The 17,430-nt window shown below is 68.0% G+C and carries 14 protein-coding genes; 6 read left to right on the top strand and 8 right to left on the bottom strand.

Going from position 1 to position 17,430, the window contains the following annotated elements; translation table 11 throughout:
- Positions 1-4 precede the first annotated feature (4 nt).
- The 4 genes from holA to C4F17_RS16535 all read left to right on the top strand — a co-directional run bounded on the left by holA (position 5) and on the right by C4F17_RS16535 (position 5,949).
- Entirely contained in the window at positions 5-1,078 is a 1,074-nt protein-coding gene (holA, locus tag C4F17_RS16550) for a DNA polymerase III subunit delta (protein ID WP_081270087.1), read from the top strand.
- Positions 1,079-1,170: 92 nt separating this feature from the next.
- Positions 1,171-2,463, top strand: coding sequence for a glutamate-5-semialdehyde dehydrogenase (locus C4F17_RS16545; protein WP_106935970.1), 1,293 nt, complete (start codon positions 1,171-1,173; stop codon positions 2,461-2,463).
- A gap of 123 nt (positions 2,464-2,586) precedes the next feature.
- On the top strand, positions 2,587-3,915 hold the full coding sequence (gene gshA / locus C4F17_RS16540; protein ID WP_106935969.1) for a glutamate--cysteine ligase: 1,329 nt from the start codon (positions 2,587-2,589) through the stop codon (positions 3,913-3,915).
- A gap of 165 nt (positions 3,916-4,080) precedes the next feature.
- Positions 4,081-5,949, top strand: coding sequence for a potassium transporter Kup (locus C4F17_RS16535; protein WP_081270084.1), 1,869 nt, complete (start codon positions 4,081-4,083; stop codon positions 5,947-5,949).
- 16 nt (positions 5,950-5,965) lie between these two features.
- On the opposite strand, the gene C4F17_RS16530 is transcribed toward C4F17_RS16535, so the two are convergent.
- Both C4F17_RS16530 and C4F17_RS16525 read right to left on the bottom strand, forming a co-directional pair.
- The gene (locus tag C4F17_RS16530) at positions 5,966-6,892 is read right to left on the bottom strand and encodes a polysaccharide deacetylase family protein (RefSeq protein ID WP_106935968.1); all 927 of its coding nucleotides are present in this window, start codon (positions 6,890-6,892) and stop codon (positions 5,966-5,968) included.
- 13 nt (positions 6,893-6,905) lie between these two features.
- A complete protein-coding gene (locus tag C4F17_RS16525) occupies positions 6,906-7,337 on the bottom strand; it encodes a hypothetical protein (RefSeq protein ID WP_081270099.1) in 432 nt (143 codons plus the stop codon).
- Between the two features lie 278 nt (positions 7,338-7,615).
- On the opposite strand from C4F17_RS16525, the gene gshB reads away from it, so the two are divergent.
- Entirely contained in the window at positions 7,616-8,575 is a 960-nt protein-coding gene (gshB, locus tag C4F17_RS16520; protein ID WP_081270082.1) for a glutathione synthase, read from the top strand.
- A gap of 9 nt (positions 8,576-8,584) precedes the next feature.
- Here gshB and C4F17_RS16515 read toward each other — a convergent pair whose 3' ends face one another.
- The 4 genes from C4F17_RS16515 to C4F17_RS16500 all read right to left on the bottom strand — a co-directional run bounded on the left by C4F17_RS16515 (position 8,585) and on the right by C4F17_RS16500 (position 14,452).
- Positions 8,585-10,801: a TonB-dependent receptor gene (locus C4F17_RS16515; protein WP_106935967.1), complete on the bottom strand. Its 2,217-nt coding sequence runs from the start codon at positions 10,799-10,801 to the stop codon at positions 8,585-8,587.
- Positions 10,802-10,916: 115 nt separating this feature from the next.
- Positions 10,917-11,684 (bottom strand): class II glutamine amidotransferase, encoded by a 768-nt coding sequence (locus C4F17_RS16510; RefSeq protein ID WP_081270080.1) that lies wholly within the window; start codon positions 11,682-11,684, stop codon positions 10,917-10,919.
- Positions 11,685-11,723: 39 nt separating this feature from the next.
- Positions 11,724-12,869: an ABC transporter substrate-binding protein gene (locus tag C4F17_RS16505; protein WP_106935966.1), complete on the bottom strand. Its 1,146-nt coding sequence runs from the start codon at positions 12,867-12,869 to the stop codon at positions 11,724-11,726.
- 77 nt (positions 12,870-12,946) lie between these two features.
- Positions 12,947-14,452, bottom strand: a complete 1,506-nt coding sequence (locus C4F17_RS16500) for an MFS transporter (protein ID WP_081270078.1) — start codon at positions 14,450-14,452, stop codon at positions 12,947-12,949.
- Positions 14,453-14,597: 145 nt separating this feature from the next.
- Here C4F17_RS16500 and C4F17_RS16495 point away from each other — a divergent pair, with 145 nt between their 5' ends.
- Complete coding sequence (locus C4F17_RS16495; protein WP_106935965.1) at positions 14,598-15,947, top strand: zinc-binding metallopeptidase family protein; 1,350 nt, start codon at positions 14,598-14,600, stop codon at positions 15,945-15,947.
- On the opposite strand, the gene C4F17_RS16490 is transcribed toward C4F17_RS16495, so the two are convergent.
- Positions 15,938-16,168 carry a cysteine-rich CWC family protein gene (locus tag C4F17_RS16490; RefSeq protein ID WP_106937590.1) on the bottom strand — a complete coding sequence of 77 codons (231 nt, stop codon included), beginning with the start codon at positions 16,166-16,168 and terminating at the stop codon, positions 15,938-15,940. The genes C4F17_RS16495 and C4F17_RS16490 overlap by 10 nt on opposite strands.
- Positions 16,168-17,424 (bottom strand): 6-phosphofructokinase, encoded by a 1,257-nt coding sequence (locus tag C4F17_RS16485; RefSeq protein ID WP_106937589.1) that lies wholly within the window; start codon positions 17,422-17,424, stop codon positions 16,168-16,170. The genes C4F17_RS16490 and C4F17_RS16485 overlap by 1 nt, the downstream gene beginning before the upstream one ends.
- Positions 17,425-17,430: the final 6 nt, after the last annotated feature.

The raw sequence follows: 17,430 nt of genomic DNA, 5'->3' as shown, positions 1-17,430 counted from the left end.
GTCGATGCAACTCGCCAGCGCCTCGCTCGGGGCCCATCTGCAGAAGGGCCTGAAGCCGCTCTACACGATCCACGGCGACGAGCCGCTGCTCGCGCAGGAAGCGGCCGACGCCATCCGCGCCGCCGCGCGCGCGCAGGGCTACACCGAGCGCAGCTCGTACACCGTGGCCGGCGCGCACTTCGACTGGAGCGCGGTGCTCGCGGCCGGCGGCTCGCTCTCGCTGTTCGCAGACAAGCAGATCGTGGAGATCCGCATTCCGTCGGGCAAGCCCGGCAAGGACGGCAGCGCGGCGTTGCAGCAGCTGGCCGAGTCGGCGCCCGGCAACGACAGCACGCTCACGCTGGTGATGCTTCCGCGGCTGGACAAGGCCACGCGTACCGGCGCCTGGTTCTCGGCGCTGGAGAACAACGGCGCGAGCATCCAGGTCGACCCGATCGAGCGCAATGCGCTGCCGCAGTGGATCGCGCAGCGACTGGGCCAGCAGGGCCAGCGCGTGATGCCCGGCGACGAAGGCCAGCGCACGCTGCAGTTCTTTGCCGACCGCGTCGAGGGCAACCTGCTCGCGGCGCACCAGGAAATCCAGAAGCTCGCGCTGCTGCACCCGGCGGGCGAGCTCAGCTGGGAGCAGGTGGAGGGCGCGGTCAACAACGTGGCGCGCTACGACGTGTTCAAGCTGTCCGAAGCCGTGCTGGCCGGCAACCCGCAGCGCGTGGCGCGCATGCTCGACGGCCTGCAGGCCGAGGGCGAGGCCGAAGTGCTGGTGCACTACACGATCGCCGAGGACATTCGCGCGCTCAAGCGCGTGAAGGACGCCATGGCCTCGGGCCGTCCGCTGCCGATGGCGCTGCGCGAGAACCGCATCTGGGGTCCGCGCGAGCGTGCCTTCGAGCGCGTGCTGCCCCGGCTGGACGACCGCATGCTGACCCGCCTGCTGCGCGCCGCGCACGTGGTCGACGGCATCGTGAAGGGCCTGAAGCAGCCCGACTGGCCCGCCAGCGGCTGGCAGGCGCTGCAGCGGCTGGCGTTGATGCTGTGCCGCGCCTGCAGCAGCGCGGCGGCCGGCCCCAGGCGCGCTTGACCGGCACTTGATCCGCGCCTGATCCGCGATGGCTCCAGCCATCAAAAAGCCCGCCGCAGCCCGGCCGCGGATCGGCGTGGGAAAATAGGGGCATGAACGCGTTCAACGTCAGCGAGCACATGCAGACCCTGGGTCTGCAAGCCAAAGCCGCTGCATTCCTCATGGCCCGTGCGGATGCAGCTACCAAAAACATAGCACTGAAGGCGCTGGCCCGGCGCCTGCGCGAAGCCGGCCCGGTGCTGGCCACGGCCAACCAGAAAGACCTGGAGCGCGCCATGGCCGCCGGCCTCTCGGCGCCGATGGTCGACCGCCTCAAGCTCACGCCCAAGGTCATCGAGACCGTCGCCCAGGGCTGCGAGCAGCTGGCCGGCATGGCCGACGTGATCGGCGAAATCATCGGCATGAAGCAGCAGCCCAGCGGCATCCGCGTGGGCCAGATGCGCGTGCCGATCGGCGTCTTCGGCATGATCTACGAGAGCCGGCCCAACGTGACCATCGAGGCCGCGAGCCTGGCCATCAAGAGCGGCAACGCGGCCATCCTGCGCGGCGGCTCGGAAGCCATCGAATCGAACAAGGCGCTGGCGCTGCTGGTGTCCGAGGCGCTGGCCGAAGCCGGCCTGCCGGTCGAGGCGGTGCAGCTGGTGCAGACCACCGACCGCGAAGCCGTCGGCCAGCTGATCGCCATGCCGGAGTTCGTGGACGTGATCATCCCGCGCGGCGGCAAGGGCCTGATCGAGCGCATCAGCCGGGACGCCAAGGTGCCGGTCATCAAGCACCTGGACGGCAACTGCCACGTGTACGTGGACGACACGGCCGAGTTCGACATGGCGCTGCGCATCGTCGACAACGCCAAGACCCAGAAGTACAGCCCCTGCAACGCCGCCGAAGGCCTGCTGGTGTCGGCCACGGTCGCCGAAGACTTCCTGCCCGAGATCGCCGCCATCTTCGCGGCCAAGGGCGTGGAAATGCGTTGCGACCCCGAAGCCGCCCGCATCCTGCGCGCCGACGGCGCCATCGACCCGCAGGCCAGGGTGGTCGATGCAGTGGAGTCGGACTGGTCCGAGGAATACCTGGCCGCCGTGATCAGCATCAAGGTGGTGGCCGGCGTGGACGAGGCCATCGCCCACATCAACCGCTATTCGAGCCATCACACCGACGCCATCGTCACGCGCGACCATGTGCATGCGCAGCGCTTCCTGCGCGAGGTCGACTCGGCCAGCGTCATGGTCAATGCGAGCACCCGCTTCGCGGACGGGTTCGAGTTCGGGCTGGGTGCCGAAATCGGCATCAGCACCGACAAGTTCCACGCCCGCGGACCGGTCGGCATCGAAGGACTGACCTCGCTCAAGTACGTCGTGCTCGGGCAGGGCGAAGTCCGGAGTTGAGAAGCCGTGGAGAGCGGATCGGCTGAGGCAAGTCCGCTTTCTCCCGTCTTGTCATTGGGGCGGCCATCCCCAAATCCTACAATTCCGCTCTACCTTTAAGCACAAAACCAACAAGGCCGCCGCATGGTTCCGCATCTCGTCACCGCCCTGACCGGCCCGATCAACGAACTGGAGCAGCGGGTGCTCGACTCGATGCCCGCCATCGAGCGCTGGTTCAGGCTCGAATGGATGGAACACACGCCGCCGTTCTACAGCGCCGTGGACATCCGCAACGCCGGCTTCAAGCTCGCCCCGGTCGACACCAACCTGTTCCCCGGCGGCTGGAACAACCTCACCAAGGAAATGCTGCCGCTGGCCGTGCAGGCGGCGCAGGCAGCCATCGAGAAGATCTGTCCGGAGGCGCGCAACCTGCTCGTCATTCCGGAAAATCACTCGAAGAACACGTTTTATCTTGCCAACGTCGCGCAACTGGTGCGCATCTTCCACATGGCGGGGCTCAACGTGCGCGTCGGGTCGATCGACCCGGCCATCAAGTCGCCCAAGAAGATCGAACTGCCCGGCGGCGACGTCGTCACGCTGGAGCCGGTGGTGCGCACCAAGCGCCGCCTGGGGCTGAAGAACTTCGATCCCTGCACAATTCTGCTCAACAACGAGCTTTCCGCGGGAACGCCCGGCATCCTCGAGGATCTGCACGAGCAATACCTGCTGCCGCCGCTGCACGCGGGCTGGTCGGTTCGCCGCAAGAGCAATCACCTGCACAGCTACGAAGAGCTTTCCAAGCGCTTCGGCAAGCTGCTGGGCATCGACCCGTGGCTCATCAACCCGATCTACGCGCGCGCCGAGGGCGTCGACGTGGCCGAGGGCCGCGGCATCGACGTGCTGACCAGCCATGTGGACGCGGTGCTGACCAAGGTGCGCCGCAAATACAAGGAATACGGCATCAACGAGAAGCCGTTCGTGGTGGTCAAGGGCGGCCACAGCGACAGCGGCAGCCCGGGCGTGGTGACGGTGCGAGACGTGAAAGACGTCGAGGCGCTGATCGGCAAGCCGCGCGGCGCGTCGGCCGCCAAGGCCGCCAACAGCCGCGAAGCACGCGAGTTGCGCGAGCTGCGCGAACCCACCGAGCTGATCGTCCAGGAAGGCGTGCTCACCAACGAGCGCGTGCACAACGGCGTGGCCGAACCGGTCGTCTACATGATGGACCGCTACGTGGTCGGCGGCTTCTACCGCGTGCATGCCGAGCAGGCGCCCGACGAGAACCTCAAGCTGCCGGGCGCGAGCTTCGTGCCGCTGGCCTTCTCCGAGAGCGCACACCTGCCGCAGCCCGGCGCCAAGCCCGGCGCCAGCGCGCCGAACCGCTTCTACATGTACGGCGTGGTCGGCCGGCTGGCCATGGTGGCCGCCAGCTACGAGATGGAAGCCACCAACCCGGACGCCGAAATCTACGAATGATTGCGGGGGCCGGCTTGCGGCGGCGGCGGGCGGCGGCAAAATAGCGGCCCCACATCAACGGAACCCAAAGGGCGGAGGGGATGCATGGCGCGGAATCCGCCGCCATCGCTCCCCCGCGTGTCTGACACGTCGATTGATACAGCCAGCCCTTTTCCCATCGACTTCGTGTCAGCCCCCAAAACCATCTCCGCCGGCCTGATCGTCGGCGCCATCGGCGTCGTCTACGGCGACATCGGCACCAGCGTCCTGTATGCCGTCAAGGAAGTCTTCGGCCACGGCCACGTGCCGTTCACGGTCGAGAACGTCTACGGCATCCTGTCGATGTTCTTCTGGACGCTCACCGTCATCGTCTCCATCAAGTACGTGGTGCTGGTGCTGCGCGCCGACAACGAAGGCGAGGGCGGGCTGGTCGCGATGCTCGCGCTGGCCTCGCGCGCGGTGGCGGACAAGCCCAGGCTGCGCCACCTGCTGCTGGTGGTGGGCATCTTCGGCACATCGCTGTTCTACGGCGACGGGGTCATCACGCCGGCCATCTCCGTGCTGTCGGCCGTGGAAGGCCTGGAAGTGGTGTCGCCGCACTTCACGCACTACGTCATTCCGCTGACGCTGGTCGTGCTGTTCTGCCTGTTCGTGGTGCAGAAGCGCGGCACGGCGGGCATCGGCAAGTTCTTCGGGCCGGTCACGCTGGTGTGGTTCCTGTCGATCGCGGTGCTGGGCGTGTCGCAGATCGTGCACCACCCTGAAATCCTCAAGGCGCTGAACCCGTTCTACGCGCTCAAGTTCATCTGGGACAACCCCGGCACCAGCTTCATCCTGCTGGGCGCCACCGTGCTGTGCGTGACCGGTGCCGAGGCGCTCTATGCCGACCTGGGCCACTTCGGCAAGAGCCCGATCCGCATCGCGTGGTTCTCGGTGGTGATGCCGGCGCTCACGCTCAACTACTTCGGCCAGGGCGCGCTGCTGCTGGAGAACCCCGAGGCGGTGAAGAACCCGTTCTTCATGATGGCACCCGAATGGGCGCTCATTCCGCTGGTGCTGCTGGCCACGCTGGCCACGGTGATCGCGTCGCAGGCGCTCATCACCGGTGCCTTCAGCGTCACGCGCCAGGTCATCCAGCTGGGCTACCTGCCGCGCCTGAACATCGAGCACACCAGCGTGCGCACGGCCGGGCAGATCTACATTCCGCTGGTCAACTGGGGCCTGTTCGTGGCCATCGTGCTGGCGGTGGTCATGTTCCGCTCGTCGAGCAGCCTGGCCGCGGCCTACGGCATTGCCGTGACCACCGACATGCTGATCACCACGGTGCTGACCTTCTTCGTGATCCGCTATGCGTGGAAGCTGCCGCTGCTGCTGTGCATCGGCTCGACGGCGGTGTTCTTCTTCGTCGACTTCATGTTCTTCGCCTCGAACCTGCTCAAGCTGTTCGAGGGCGGCTGGTTCCCGCTGATGATCGGCGGCTTCGTGTTCACGCTGATGATCACCTGGAAGGAAGGCCGCCGCCTCATGGGCGAGGCGCAGCATGCCGACGCCATCGACCTGAAGTCCTTCCTCGACTCGGTGTTCGTGAGCCCGCCGGTGCGCGTGGACGGCACGGCGGTGTTCCTCACGGCCGAGCCGGGCGTGGTGCCCAATGCGCTGCTGCACAACCTCAAGCACAACAAGGTGCTGCACGAGCAGAACATGTTCGTCACGGTGCGCAACCACGAGGTGCCCTGGATCCCCATGGACAAGCGCATCGAGATCGAGCCGCTGGGCCACCACTGCTGGCAGATCATCGTGCACTACGGTTTCAAGAACGACATCGACCTGCCGCGCGCGCTCGAGAACGCGCGCATGCGCGGCTGCCAGCTGGAGGCGATGACGACCAGCTACTTCCTGTCGCGCGACGTGGTGATTCCCACGCTCGGCAGCGGCATGGCGCCGTGGCGCGAGAAGCTGTTCGCGCAGATGCACCACAACGCGAGCGGGGCGGCGGCGTTCCTGGGGCTGCCGAACAACGCGGTGGTGGAGCTGGGCTCGAAGATCGAGATCTGAGGCCTCGCGGAGCGCCTCAGGCGAACTCCCCCGGCCGTTCCTTCGCAATCTGTTCCACGTGCGAGGCGATCGCGCCCGGCGTGGTGAACCAGATGTCGCCCCGGTCGCGCGCACGCGCCAGATGCGCGAGCGCGGTGCGCAGGTGCCGCAGCCGGTAGGGCTGGCCCACGATGTAGGGATGCAGCGCCAGGCCCATCACCAGCGGCTGCGTGCGCGACTGTTCGAGCATTTCCTCGAAGTTGTCGATCACCATCGCGCTGAAGTCCTTCGCGTCCATCAGGCGGCCGACGATCATCGGGATGTCGTTGAGCTCCTGGGGATACGGCACCGACCACAGCGAGCCTTCTCCACCGCGCGTGCGCATGCGCAGCGGCTGGTCGTCGTGGCACCAGTTGAGCGTGTAGCGGTAGCCGGTCTCGGCCAGCAGGTCGGGCGTCACGGCGCTTTCCGAGATCCATGGCGAGAGCCACCCGGCCGGCGCCTGCCCGCTCTCGCGCAGCATGCGTTCGCGGCAGCGCTGCAGCAGCGCGCGCTCGTGCGCCTCGTCGAGCACGCCCTGGCGTTCGGCGTTGCTGTGGCCGTGGCCGATCAGTTCGTCGCCGCGCGCCACCAGCGCCTGGACCAGTTCGGGGCAGTGGTCGTACAGCGCGGTGTTGACGAGCGCGCCCGTGGGCAGCGCGAGCGCGTCGAACAGCTCGAGGCAGCGCCAGGCGCCGACGCGGTTGCCGTATTCGCGCCAGCCGTGGTTGAGCACGTCGGGCTGCGGCGAGGCGGGGCCGATGCATGCGCCCAGCCCGTCGCCGAAGGCGAAGTGCTCGACGTTGAAGCCGATGTACACCGCCAGCCGCGCGCCGTTCGGCCACACGTAGCCAGGCCGCCGCGTGATGGGCAGGTAGTCGAAGCGGTCGTGCGTGGGGAGCCGGTCGGGCCAGCGCGTCGTCATGCCGGCGGCCTCGTCACAGCACGGCGAGGCCGGCGCGCACCAGCAGCCATTCGGCGCTGTCGTTCCACACGTCCATCTGCACGATCAGGCCGTGGCGCACCACGTAGCGGTCGACGTACCGATTGCCTTCGAAGGCCGTGCCGTCGGGCCATGCGCCGTAGAGCGTGCCGAGGCTGTAGACCACCGTTTCCTCGGGCGTGCCGCCGGCCACCGTCTCGGTGCGCTCGATCTTCTTCTTGACCCAGGCATAGCGCTTCGCATTGAAGGCCGAGGTGTCGCCGGGTGCCTGCATCGGCCGGTTGCCGGTGAAGCGGATGCGGATGTCCGGTGCGGTGAAGCGGGAGGCCGACTGCGGGTCGGGAATCATCACCAGGCGAAGGAACTCGTCCACCACGGCGGCGGGGTCGAGCGCGGGATGGCTCTGCTGCGAAACGGATGCTTCCACGGGGTTCTCCAATCTTGCTGGGCCATGGCGGTGCACGGCGGGATGTCGCAAGCGGGTTCGTGCAAGTCCCGTGCCCGATGGTTGACATTGTGTCGCTCAGATTGTTGACAATCTGGCGCTGACGGCTCCCGGCACAATCGCGCGATGCGATTGCTCCAGCCCGGCCGCGCGCATGGAGAAAAGGCCCCGTCCGGCAAGGACATCGCCGCTTCCGGCAACATCGCGCCCCGATACCCGGCGGCGCCCGCCGTTCGTGGCACCGCAAGAAAGAACGCCTGATGAAAAACATCCTCTTCGTCGCCGACCCGCTCGATCATTTCAAGATCTACAAGGACACCACCTTCTCGATGATGCGCGAGGCCCAGCGCCGCGGCCACCGCATCGCCGCCTGCCTGCCGCAGGACATCCAGTGGAAGTCGGGCGGTTTCGTCACCGCCACGGTGCAGCAGATCACGCTGACGGGCGACGCGAAGGACTGGTACCGCGTCGACATCACCGAGTCGAAGGCGCTGAAGGACTTCGACGCGGTGCTGATGCGCAAGGACCCGCCCTTCGACGCCGAGTACATCTACGCGACGCACCTGCTGGAGCAGGCCGAACGCGAAGGCGGCCGGGTGGTCAACTCGCCGCGCGCGCTGCGCGACCATCCGGAAAAGCTCGCGATCATGGAGTTTCCGCAGTTCGTCACGCCCACGCTGGTCACGCGCAGCGCGCAGGCGGTGCGCGACTTCCATGCGGAGCACGGCGACATCATCCTGAAGCCGCTCGACGGCATGGGCGGCATGGGCATCTTCCGCGTGAAGCAGGACGCGCTGAACCTCGGCTCCATCGTCGAGACGCTCAACAAGGACGGCGCCGAGACCATCATGGTGCAGCGCTTCGTGCCCGAGGTCGTCCAGGGCGACAAGCGCATCCTGATCATCGCGGGCGAGCCGGCGCCCTTCGTGCTGGCGCGCATTCCGCAAGGCACCGAGGTGCGCGGCAACCTCGCTGCCGGCGGCAAGGGCGTGGCGCAGCCGCTGACCGCGCGCAACCGCGAGATCGCGGAAACCATCGGTCGTGTGCTCGCGCCGCGCGGGCTGCTGCTGATCGGGCTCGACGTGATCGGCGACTCGGTCACCGAAATCAACGTGACCAGCCCGACCTGCTTCCAGGAAATCACCGAGCAGACCGGCTTCGACGTGCCGGCCATGTTCATCGATGCGCTGGAAGCGACCCTGCAGCCGCAGGGCCGCTGACCTCCAGCGTCAGAAGTCGATGGTGCCGCTCAGCGAGAAGGTGCGCGGCGCGCCCAGCACCAGGTAGTTGCTGCCCTGCGTGCCGCCCACCGAGGCCCAGTACGACTTGTTGAACAGGTTGTCGATGCGCGCACGCAGCGTGAGCGCACGGCCGTTGCCCAGGTCGACCAGGTAGCGCGCGCCGATGTCGAAGCGCGTCCACGACGGCACCGACTGGGTGTTGGCGGCGTTGGCGTATTGCTTCGAGGTGTAGAGCACGCGGGCGTTCAGCGACAGGTTGCGCAGGCCCGGCACGTCCCATTCGGCGCCCAGGTTGGCTTGCTGCTTGGCCACGCCGATGGCCGTCAGGCCGTCGGTGGCGCCGCCTTGCGTGTTCTTCTGCTTGGCGTCCAGCAGCGTCAGGCCGCCGAGCAGGCGCAGGCCCTTGGCCGGTTGGCCGAACACCGAGAACTCCAGGCCCTGGTTGCGCTGCTTGCCGTACAGGCCGTAGGTCTGGCCGGCGTAGTAGTAAGTCGGCTGGTCGGTGGTGAAGAACGCGGCGCTGGCGCCGAGCGTGCCGCCGTCGTACTTGACGCCGATTTCCTTCTGCTTGGCCTGGTACGGCGCGAAGATTTCGCCGGCATTGGTGACGGGGCGGTTGTTCACCGTGGTGCCCGCCACGTTGCCCTTGACCAGGCCTTCGATGTAGTTGGCGTAGGCCGAGACCGTCGGCGTGATCTTGAACACGACGCCGGCCACCGGCGTGGTCTTGCTCTTGTCGTAGTCGCTGGTCTGCTTGAGCGTGTTGTAGGCGTAGCTGGTCTGCTTGATGGTCTGGCGGCGCGCGCCGAGGGTGACGAGCAGGCGGTCGTCCATGAACGCCATGGTGTCGGCGACGGCCACGCTCGATGTTTCGATGCGGTCGGTCAGGCGCGGGTCGTCGAGCGTGTTGCCCACGAAAGCACCGTTGGCGACCGGGTAGGACGACGCGTACGGCGTGTAGATGTTGTTGCGCACGCTCTGCGCCGAGATGGCGTAGGCGTTGTCGCGGTCGTTGCTGTACTTGGCGGCCGAGGCCACCAGCGTGTGCTTCACCGGGCCGGTGGCGAAGTTGCCGCGCACGCCGATTTCACCGGTGCCGATGCGGTCTTCGCGGGTGTTGCTGAAGCGCGTGTTGCTGGTGTTGCCGAAGGCGTCGGTGAGCGTCGGGTTCGACAGCACGTTGTCTTCGCTGCTGCGGCGCACGCCGCCGGCGGCCCAGGCGGTGATGTTGTCGGTGATGTCGACTTCGCCGCGGAAGGTGGCGAACTTGTCCTTTTCCTTCGAATAGGTCCAGGGCTGGGCGAAGTTGGTGCGGGCGTCGGGGGCGCGCGGGATCGGCAGCGTGGACGAGGGCGTCAGGCTCGGGCGGCCGTCTTTCAGGTCGTAGTCCTGGTAGCCGAAGTCGGCCGACAGGCGCACGTTGCGGTTGTGCCAGTCGAGGCCGACGCCGAAGGCGCTGAGCTGCTGGCTTTCCTTGTTCACGCCGGTGCCGCCTTCGCGGCGCACCGCGTTCACGCGCACGCCCAGGCTGTCGTCGGGACCGAAGCGGCGGGCCAGGTCGAGATTGACGAAGCCCTGGCCGCCGCTCTGCACGCCGAAGCCGACACGCGTGAGCGCTTCGTTGGGCGCGCGCTTGGGCAGCAGGTTGATCGCGCCGCCGATGCCGCTGCCGCCGGGGGCCGCGCCGTTCAGGAAGGTGTTGGCGCCGCGGAAGACTTCCACGCGCTCGAAGAATTCGGAGGCGATGTACTGGCGCGGCAGCATGCCGTAGAGGCCGTTGTACGACACGTCGTCCGAGTACACGGGGAAGCCGCGCACCACGTACAGCTCCTGGAAGTTGCCGAAGCCGCGCGCCTGGCGCACCGACGGGTCGTTCAGCAGCACGTCGGCCACGCTCTTGGCCTGCTGGTCCTGGATCAGTTCGTTGGTGTAGTTGGTGCTGGAGAAGGGCGTGCTCATCATGTCCTGGGTGCCCAGGATGCCGACGCGCCCGCCGCGTGCCACCTGGCCGCCGGCATAGGGCTTGGCCAGGCCCTCGGCCGATGCGTCGGCGCTGGCTTCCACGTTCACCGTGGCCAGCGTGCCGCTCGACGCCGTTGCGGCGGCCGGTTCGGCCGCGTTGTTCTGGGCCAGTGCCGCCACGGCATGGAGCGCGAGCAGCGTTGCGGCCACGACAGGCCGAAGATGGAAATGAGATGCGGGCATGGACGGTTCGAAGGATGCAAATGAGAACAGTTATTGTTCTCGCACTTTCGTCTGTCCGCTGATACTTTATTGCACTGTTGCGAAAATGTGTCAGTAGAAAGGTTGCAGCCTCGGCTCAGTACCCCGAAAGCCGTCCATCCACGAACACATGAAGCTCGCCGGGCGCGAACTGCGTCCAGGTTTCGTTGGTCGTGAGCGGCGCCGTCACCACCACCGCCACGCGGTCGCTGGGCGTGGTGTGCTGCGCGAAGTCGATCGCCAGGTCTTCGTCGGAGAGCTGCGCGGTGACGAACGGATGCTGCCGCTCCACGTACCACAGGTTGGTCGAGGCGTGAGCCCACAGCGCCTGCCCGTTGGACAGCATGAAGTTGAAGGTGCCGTGGCTCGCCAGTTGCGGCGCAAGTTCGCGCAGCGTGAGCGTCAGCTCCTCGATGCTCGGCACGCCCGCGTGCGACTTGGCCAGCTCCTGCATGATCCAGCAGAAGGCATGCTCGCTGTCGGTATTGCCCACCGGGTGGAAGTTGCCGTGCAGGCGCGGGCGGAATTCCTTCAGGTCGCCGTTATGGGCGAACACCCAGTACCGTCCCCACAGCTCGCGCACGAACGGGTGGCAGTTCTGCAGGTTGACCTCGCCCTGCGTCGCCTTGCGGATGTGCGCGATGACGTTGCGGCTCTGGATGGGATAGCGCCGGATCAGTTCGGCCACCGGCGATTCGCACGCCGGCTGGTGGTCCACGAAGTGGCGCAGCCCGCGGTCCTCGAAGAACGCGATGCCCCAGCCGTCGGCGTGGTGATCGGTGCGGCCGCCGCGCTGCGCGAACCCCGTGAAGCTGAAGGTCACGTCGGTCGGCGTGTTGCAGTTCATCCCTAGCAATTGACACATGCCCGCAATTAGACCGCGATTCGCGCGGCCGGGCGTCCGCTAGCGCAGGAACTTGCCTTCCTTCGTCACCCGCACCATCTCGATGAAGCGCGAGCCGGTGTTGCTGGCGCCGGTGAAATCGATATCCATGTTGTTCACCCGCAGCTTCATCGCCTTGAGCGTGGCATGCAGCCTGGCGCGCGTCAGGTCGCGCCCGGTGCGGCGCAGCGCCTCGATCATCACCAGCGCGTTCACGTAGCCTTCGTAGCTCAGATAGCCCACGTCGACCTTGGCGCGCTCGGCCAGCTGCCGATACTCTCTTGCGCCGGCGTCCACCTCGCTCCACGGGTAGGGCACGATCTGCGAGATGGCCAGCCCGCTGGTCTTGTCGCCCACCAGCCGCGCCGTGACGTCGCCCGGCACGATCGACATGCCGTAGAACATCTGGCGCCCGCCCGCGGCCCAGGCGCTCTTCATCACCTCGCCGCCGATGCCGCCGCCCAGATACATGATGACCGCCTGCGCCTTGCTTTCCGCCAGCGCCTTGCCCGAGGCCTCGTTGGCCGAGCCGTCGCCCTTCACCGGCACGGCGGCCACAGGCTTGAGTTGCAGCGTGGCGAGCGCGGCCTCGACCAGCCTGGCCACTTCGGCGCCGCCGGGGTTGTCGAGGTAGGCCACCGCGATCCGCGAGACGCCGATGGTCGTCAGGTGCTGCACCAGCGCCTGCGCCTCGCGCGCGAAGGTGGCGCGCACGAAGTAGCCGGAGCCCGCGACCTTCTCGCGCGCCGAATCCGACACCGCATAGCCGGCGACCATCGGCGCGCCGCTCTGGTTCAGCACCTTGGCCGCCGCCGCGGTGGTGCCCGAGCCCACGCAGCCGAAGAAGGCGAAGGCGCGATGCTCGGCGAGCAGTTTCTCGTAGTTGGCCACCGCCTTCTCGGGCACCAGTTCGTCGTCGAGCGACACCAGCCGGATCTTGCGGCCCGACAGGCCGCCCTGCGCATTCACCGCGTCGAAAGCCAGCCCCGCGCCGGCCACCACGACCTTGATCGGCGCCCCGAGCGGCCCGCTCAGGATGCCGGTGAGGCCGAGCACGATTTCGGTGTCCGCCGGGCCGCTTTCGGCGGCCTGGGCGGAAGACATGAGCCCGAGCGCGGGCACGGCGACGGCCGCCGCCGAAGCGGCAATGAAGTTTCTGCGATGCATGGGAATGGGGCTCGCTGGCGAGTTCGATACAACTGATAACAATTGAAAGCGAAAGCCCCGTCTTCCGCCGCCGGGGTTTACCCAGGCTTGCGCACAGTCTCCGCCGGCCCCTGCCGCAGCTGCCAGGCCGCGCAGATCGCCAGTGCGCACAGCCCCGCGAGCATCGCGAACACCTCGTCGAAGGCGGCCAGCCGCGCCGGGCTGCTCATCGGGTTGGCGAGCGAATCGCCGTGCGCCGCCAGCCGCCACTCGAGCACGATGGCGCACAGGCTCACGCCGGCCGCGCCGCCCAGCATGCGCACGAAGTTGATGGCGCTGGCGCCCTGCGGAATCAGCGGCTTGGCCAGCGGCCGCATCGAGCCCAGGTTGAGCGAGGGCAGGATGAAACCCAGCCCGATGCGCCCGATGATCGCGAACGCCACCAGCAGCCACAGCGCGCTGTCCAGCCGCAGCACCATCATCAGCGCGAACGACGCGGCCAGCAGCGCCAGCCCGATGGTCACCAGCACCCAGGTCGGATGCCGGTCGGCCAGCCGGCCCACGCCGGCGATGGTCAGCGCCAGCACGATGCCCGCCGGCAGCAGGATGGTGCCCACGTGCGAGGCCGACAGGTGCAGCCCGACCTGCATGTACACCGGCAGCAGGTAGGTCGAGCCGAACAGCGCCGTGCCGTAGATGAACGCCACCACGCTGCCCATCGCGAACTGCCGGTACTGGAACAGCGCCAGGTTCATCAGCGGCGTGCCGCCCGAAGCCGCCAGCCGCCGCTGCCACCACACGAAGGCGCCGAACGCCGCCAGCGCGCCGGCCAGCAGCAGCCCTGCCTGCAGGGGCGAATCTCCGCGCAGCGCCACCAGCCCGTTCAGCAGGCACAGCGTGCCGATGGTGCCCAGTGCCAGCCCGCGCCCGTCGAGCCCGCCGCCGCGCACCGCCGCCACGCCGCCTGGCGCCGTGGTCGGCACGAACTTGTAGGCCAGCCAGAGCGAGGCCAGGCAGAACGGCACCACCATGAAGAAGATCGAGCGCCAGCCGAACAGGTCGACCAGCACACCGCCGATGCTCGGCCCGATGGCCGGCGCCAGCACCACGCCCATGCCGAAGATGCCGCTCGCGCGCCCCTGCTCGTGCGGCTCGAAGGCGCGCAGGATGATGATGGCCGGAATCGGCTGCACCACCCCCGCGGCCAGCCCTTCGGCCACGCGCGCGAACAGCACCAGCGAGAAGTCGTTGGCCACGCCGCCCACGATGCCGCCCAGCAGGAGCAGCACCATCGTGCCGACATAGGTGCGCCGGTAGCCGTAGCGCGACAGCAGCCACGGCGTGGTGAGCATCGAGACCGTCATCGCCACCATGAAGCCCGAGCTCACCCACTGCGCGCGCTCCTGCCCGAGCGAAAAGTGATGGCTCATGCCCGGAATGGCCACGTTGACGATGGTCGAGGACATGATCGATGCCATCGTCCCCACCATGACCGACAGCAGGAGGTACCAGCGATAGCGTTCGCCATAGCGCTGGCGCAGCGTGCCGATGGAGGGCGGGGCCGGCGTGCTCGCGGCTTCTTCGGGTGTCTGTGGGGAGGTCATGGGGCGGCGGAATGTCTCGGGGTCCGTCGTCCTACAAGCATATCGGTGTTTGCGCGATGAGGGCCGTGCCCGCGGGTCTCACAATGGCCCGGCTGTCCCCTCCGCGTCTTCCAGAAGACGTCTTCCAGAAGATCAAGACAACCACATGGATTCCCTGACCGAAGCCCAAGATCCGCAAGGCGGCGCCCCGGCCGCCGCCGAACCCGAAGGCGCGTCCACGCTCGCCACCGAACTCGCCGCGCCCACCGTCAGCCGGGCCTACCGCTGCCAGTGCGGGCGCCCCGTGTTCCTGCGCAACAGCGAATGCCTGGCCTGCCACACGCCGCTGGGCTACGTGGTCGACCGCCTCGGCGTCGTGCCGCTCGCGCCGGCGCAAGGCGAAGGCGCGCAGCCCGACACCTTCACCGTGTTCGGCGACCCGCACGGCCCCACCTACCACCGCTGCGCCAACCTCATGACGCCCGCCGCCTGCAGCTGGATGGTGCCGGGCGCGCGCGAAGGCGAGCAGCCGCCCGCCGACCCGCACGGCCTGGCACCGGGCTACTGCCTGGCGTGCAGCGTCACCCGCACCATTCCCGACCTGTCGGTGGAGAGCAACGGCGAGCTCTGGCGCAAGCTGGAAACCGCCAAGCGCCGGCTCATTTCGCAGCTGCTCGCGCTGGGCCTGCCCGTGGTGAGCCGCCACGCCGATCCGGTGCACGGCATGACCTTCGACTTCCTGAGCAACGTGCCGGGCGGCCCGCACGTCATGACCGGCCACGACAACGGCGTGATCACCCTCAACGCCGAAGAGGCCGAGGACGCCGTGCGCGAGCGCATCCGCGCCGAGATGCGCGAGCCCTACCGCACGCTGCTCGGCCATTTCCGCCACGAGATCGGCCACTACTACTGGGACCTGCTGGTGCAGCCCACGCCGTGGATCGACGACTTCCGCGCGCTCTTCGGCGACGAGCGCGCCGACTACGCGGCCGCGCTGCAGACCCACTACGAACAGGGCCCGCCGCCCGACTGGACCGACCGCTACGTCAGCAGCTACGCCAGCACGCATCCGTGGGAAGACTGGGCCGAGACCTGGGCGCACTACCTGCACATGGCCGACACGGCGGACACCGCGATGAGCTTCGGCGTCGACGCGGCCAACGTCGAGCTCACGAACGACCTGTTCACCCTCGACGACCTGTGGCAGCCGCACCACCCCGATGCCGGCCAGTTCCTCGACTTCATCAACGGCTGGGTGCTGCTCACCAACGTGCTCAACGAGCTGTCGCGCAGCATGGGCCAGCCCGACTACTACCCCTTCGTGCTTCCGCGCACGGCCGTGGGCAAGCTGCAGTTCATCCACCAGGTGATCACGCAGCAGCGGCAGGGCGATACGCCGTCGATGGTGATGTCGGGCGAGGCGGCCGCGCCGGAGGCTGTGCAGCCCCAGACGCAATCGCAGGCGCAATCACAGACGCAGGCCCAGTCGCAGTCCCAGGACGCCGCTCAGTCCTGACGCTGCGGCGCGGCGCCCGTCGCGCAGCGCATGCAGATGCACGCCAGCCCGCGCATTTCTTCCGGCAGGTTGGTCAGCGGCGCATTGCTGAAGTCGACCTGCATGCACCAGCAGGGCGGCTGCGCCCGGCCGGTCTCGCGTTCGATCTCCATCGCGCAGCGGTTCGGCCCGCCGCACAGCGGGCAGCGCGTGGCGTCGATGACCGCCGTGCCGGTTGCCATCATGCGATCTCGAAGGCAGGCAGCTTCTTCGGCACGGCCAGGTTGCGCAGCGTGGTGTACACCGGCAGGCCGCCGCTGTAGGCGGGGTAGTCCTCGCCCTCGATCAGCGGCAGCAGGTAGCGGCGGCACTTCTCGGTGATGCCGTAGCCGTCGTCCGAAATGAAATCGCGCGGCATCGGCTTCTCGACATTCGCCACTGACTCCAGCGGTGCGCTGCCGATGCGGTAGGTGTACGGCACGTCGGACGTGCGCTCGATGGTCGGCATCACGGCGTTGCGGCCTTCCAGCGCAAGCTCCACCGCACGCTGGCCCAGCTCGTAGGCCTGCTTCACGTCGGTGGCCGAGGCGATGTGGCGCGCCGCGCGCTGCAGGTAGTCGGCCACGGCCCAGTGGAACTTGTGGCCCAGCGCGTCCTTGACCATCTGCGCCACCACCGGCGCCGCGCCGCCCAGCTGCGCATGGCCGAAGGCATCGCGCGTGCCCTGTTCGGCGAGGAAGGTGCCGTCGGGGTGGTGGCAGCCCTCGGACACCACCACCGAGCAATAGCCGTGCTGCTTCACCAGTTCGTCGACACGCGCCAGGAAGCGCACCTTGTCGAACTCGATCTCCGGGAACAGCACCACCACCGGAATGCCCTGGTCCGCGGCCAGCCCGCCGGCCGCGGCGATCCATCCCGCGTGCCGCCCCATCACCTCGAGCACGAACACCTTGGTCGATGTCGCCGCCATCGAGCGCACGTCGAACGAGGCCTCGATGGTCGACACCGCCACGTATTTCGCGACCGAGCCGAAGCCCGGGCAGCAGTCGGTCAGCGGCAGGTCGTTGTCGATGGTCTTGGGCACGTGGATGGCCTGCAGCGCATAGCCCATCGACTGCGACAGCTGGCTCACCTTGAAGCAGGTGTCGGCCGAATCGCCGCCGCCGTTGTAGAAGAAGTAGCCGATGCCGTGCGCCTTGAACACCTCGATCAGCCGCTCGTACTCGCGCCGGTTCTTCTCCAGCGACTTGAGCTTGTAGCGGCACGAGCCGAAGGCGCCGGAAGGCGTGGTGCGCAGCGCCGCGATGGCCTCGGCCGGTTCGGCGCCAGTGTCGATCAGTTCCTCGGTCAGCGCGCCGATGATGCCGTTGCGCCCGGCGTAGAGCTTGCCGATGCGCTCCGGGTGCCGGCGCGCCGTCTCGATCACCCCGCAGGCCGAGGCGTTGATGACCGAGGTGACGCCGCCTGATTGGGCGTAGAAGGCATTGGGGATGGGCATGCGCGG

This window comes from Variovorax sp. PMC12 (genome assembly GCF_003019815.1).
GTDB lineage: Bacteria > Pseudomonadota > Gammaproteobacteria > Burkholderiales > Burkholderiaceae_C > Variovorax.
Note: the sequence above shows the minus strand (reverse complement) of the source record. Positions and strands in the feature narration are given on the sequence as shown.

Coding starts and splice junctions, on each gene's coding strand:
- holA (WP_081270087.1), top strand. CDS start 5: ATGCAACTCGCCAGCGCCTCGCTCGGGGCCCATCTGCAGAAGGGCCTG.
- C4F17_RS16545 (WP_106935970.1), top strand. CDS start 1,171: ATGAACGCGTTCAACGTCAGCGAGCACATGCAGACCCTGGGTCTGCAA.
- gshA (WP_106935969.1), top strand. CDS start 2,587: ATGGTTCCGCATCTCGTCACCGCCCTGACCGGCCCGATCAACGAACTG.
- C4F17_RS16530 (WP_106935968.1), bottom strand. CDS start 6,892: ATGACGACGCGCTGGCCCGACCGGCTCCCCACGCACGACCGCTTCGAC.
- gshB (WP_081270082.1), top strand. CDS start 7,616: ATGAAAAACATCCTCTTCGTCGCCGACCCGCTCGATCATTTCAAGATC.
- C4F17_RS16515 (WP_106935967.1), bottom strand. CDS start 10,801: ATGCCCGCATCTCATTTCCATCTTCGGCCTGTCGTGGCCGCAACGCTG.
- C4F17_RS16510 (WP_081270080.1), bottom strand. CDS start 11,684: ATGTGTCAATTGCTAGGGATGAACTGCAACACGCCGACCGACGTGACC.
- C4F17_RS16505 (WP_106935966.1), bottom strand. CDS start 12,869: ATGCATCGCAGAAACTTCATTGCCGCTTCGGCGGCGGCCGTCGCCGTG.
- C4F17_RS16500 (WP_081270078.1), bottom strand. CDS start 14,452: ATGACCTCCCCACAGACACCCGAAGAAGCCGCGAGCACGCCGGCCCCG.
- C4F17_RS16495 (WP_106935965.1), top strand. CDS start 14,598: ATGGATTCCCTGACCGAAGCCCAAGATCCGCAAGGCGGCGCCCCGGCC.
- C4F17_RS16490 (WP_106937590.1), bottom strand. CDS start 16,168: ATGGCAACCGGCACGGCGGTCATCGACGCCACGCGCTGCCCGCTGTGC.
- C4F17_RS16485 (WP_106937589.1), bottom strand. CDS start 17,424: ATGCCCATCCCCAATGCCTTCTACGCCCAATCAGGCGGCGTCACCTCG.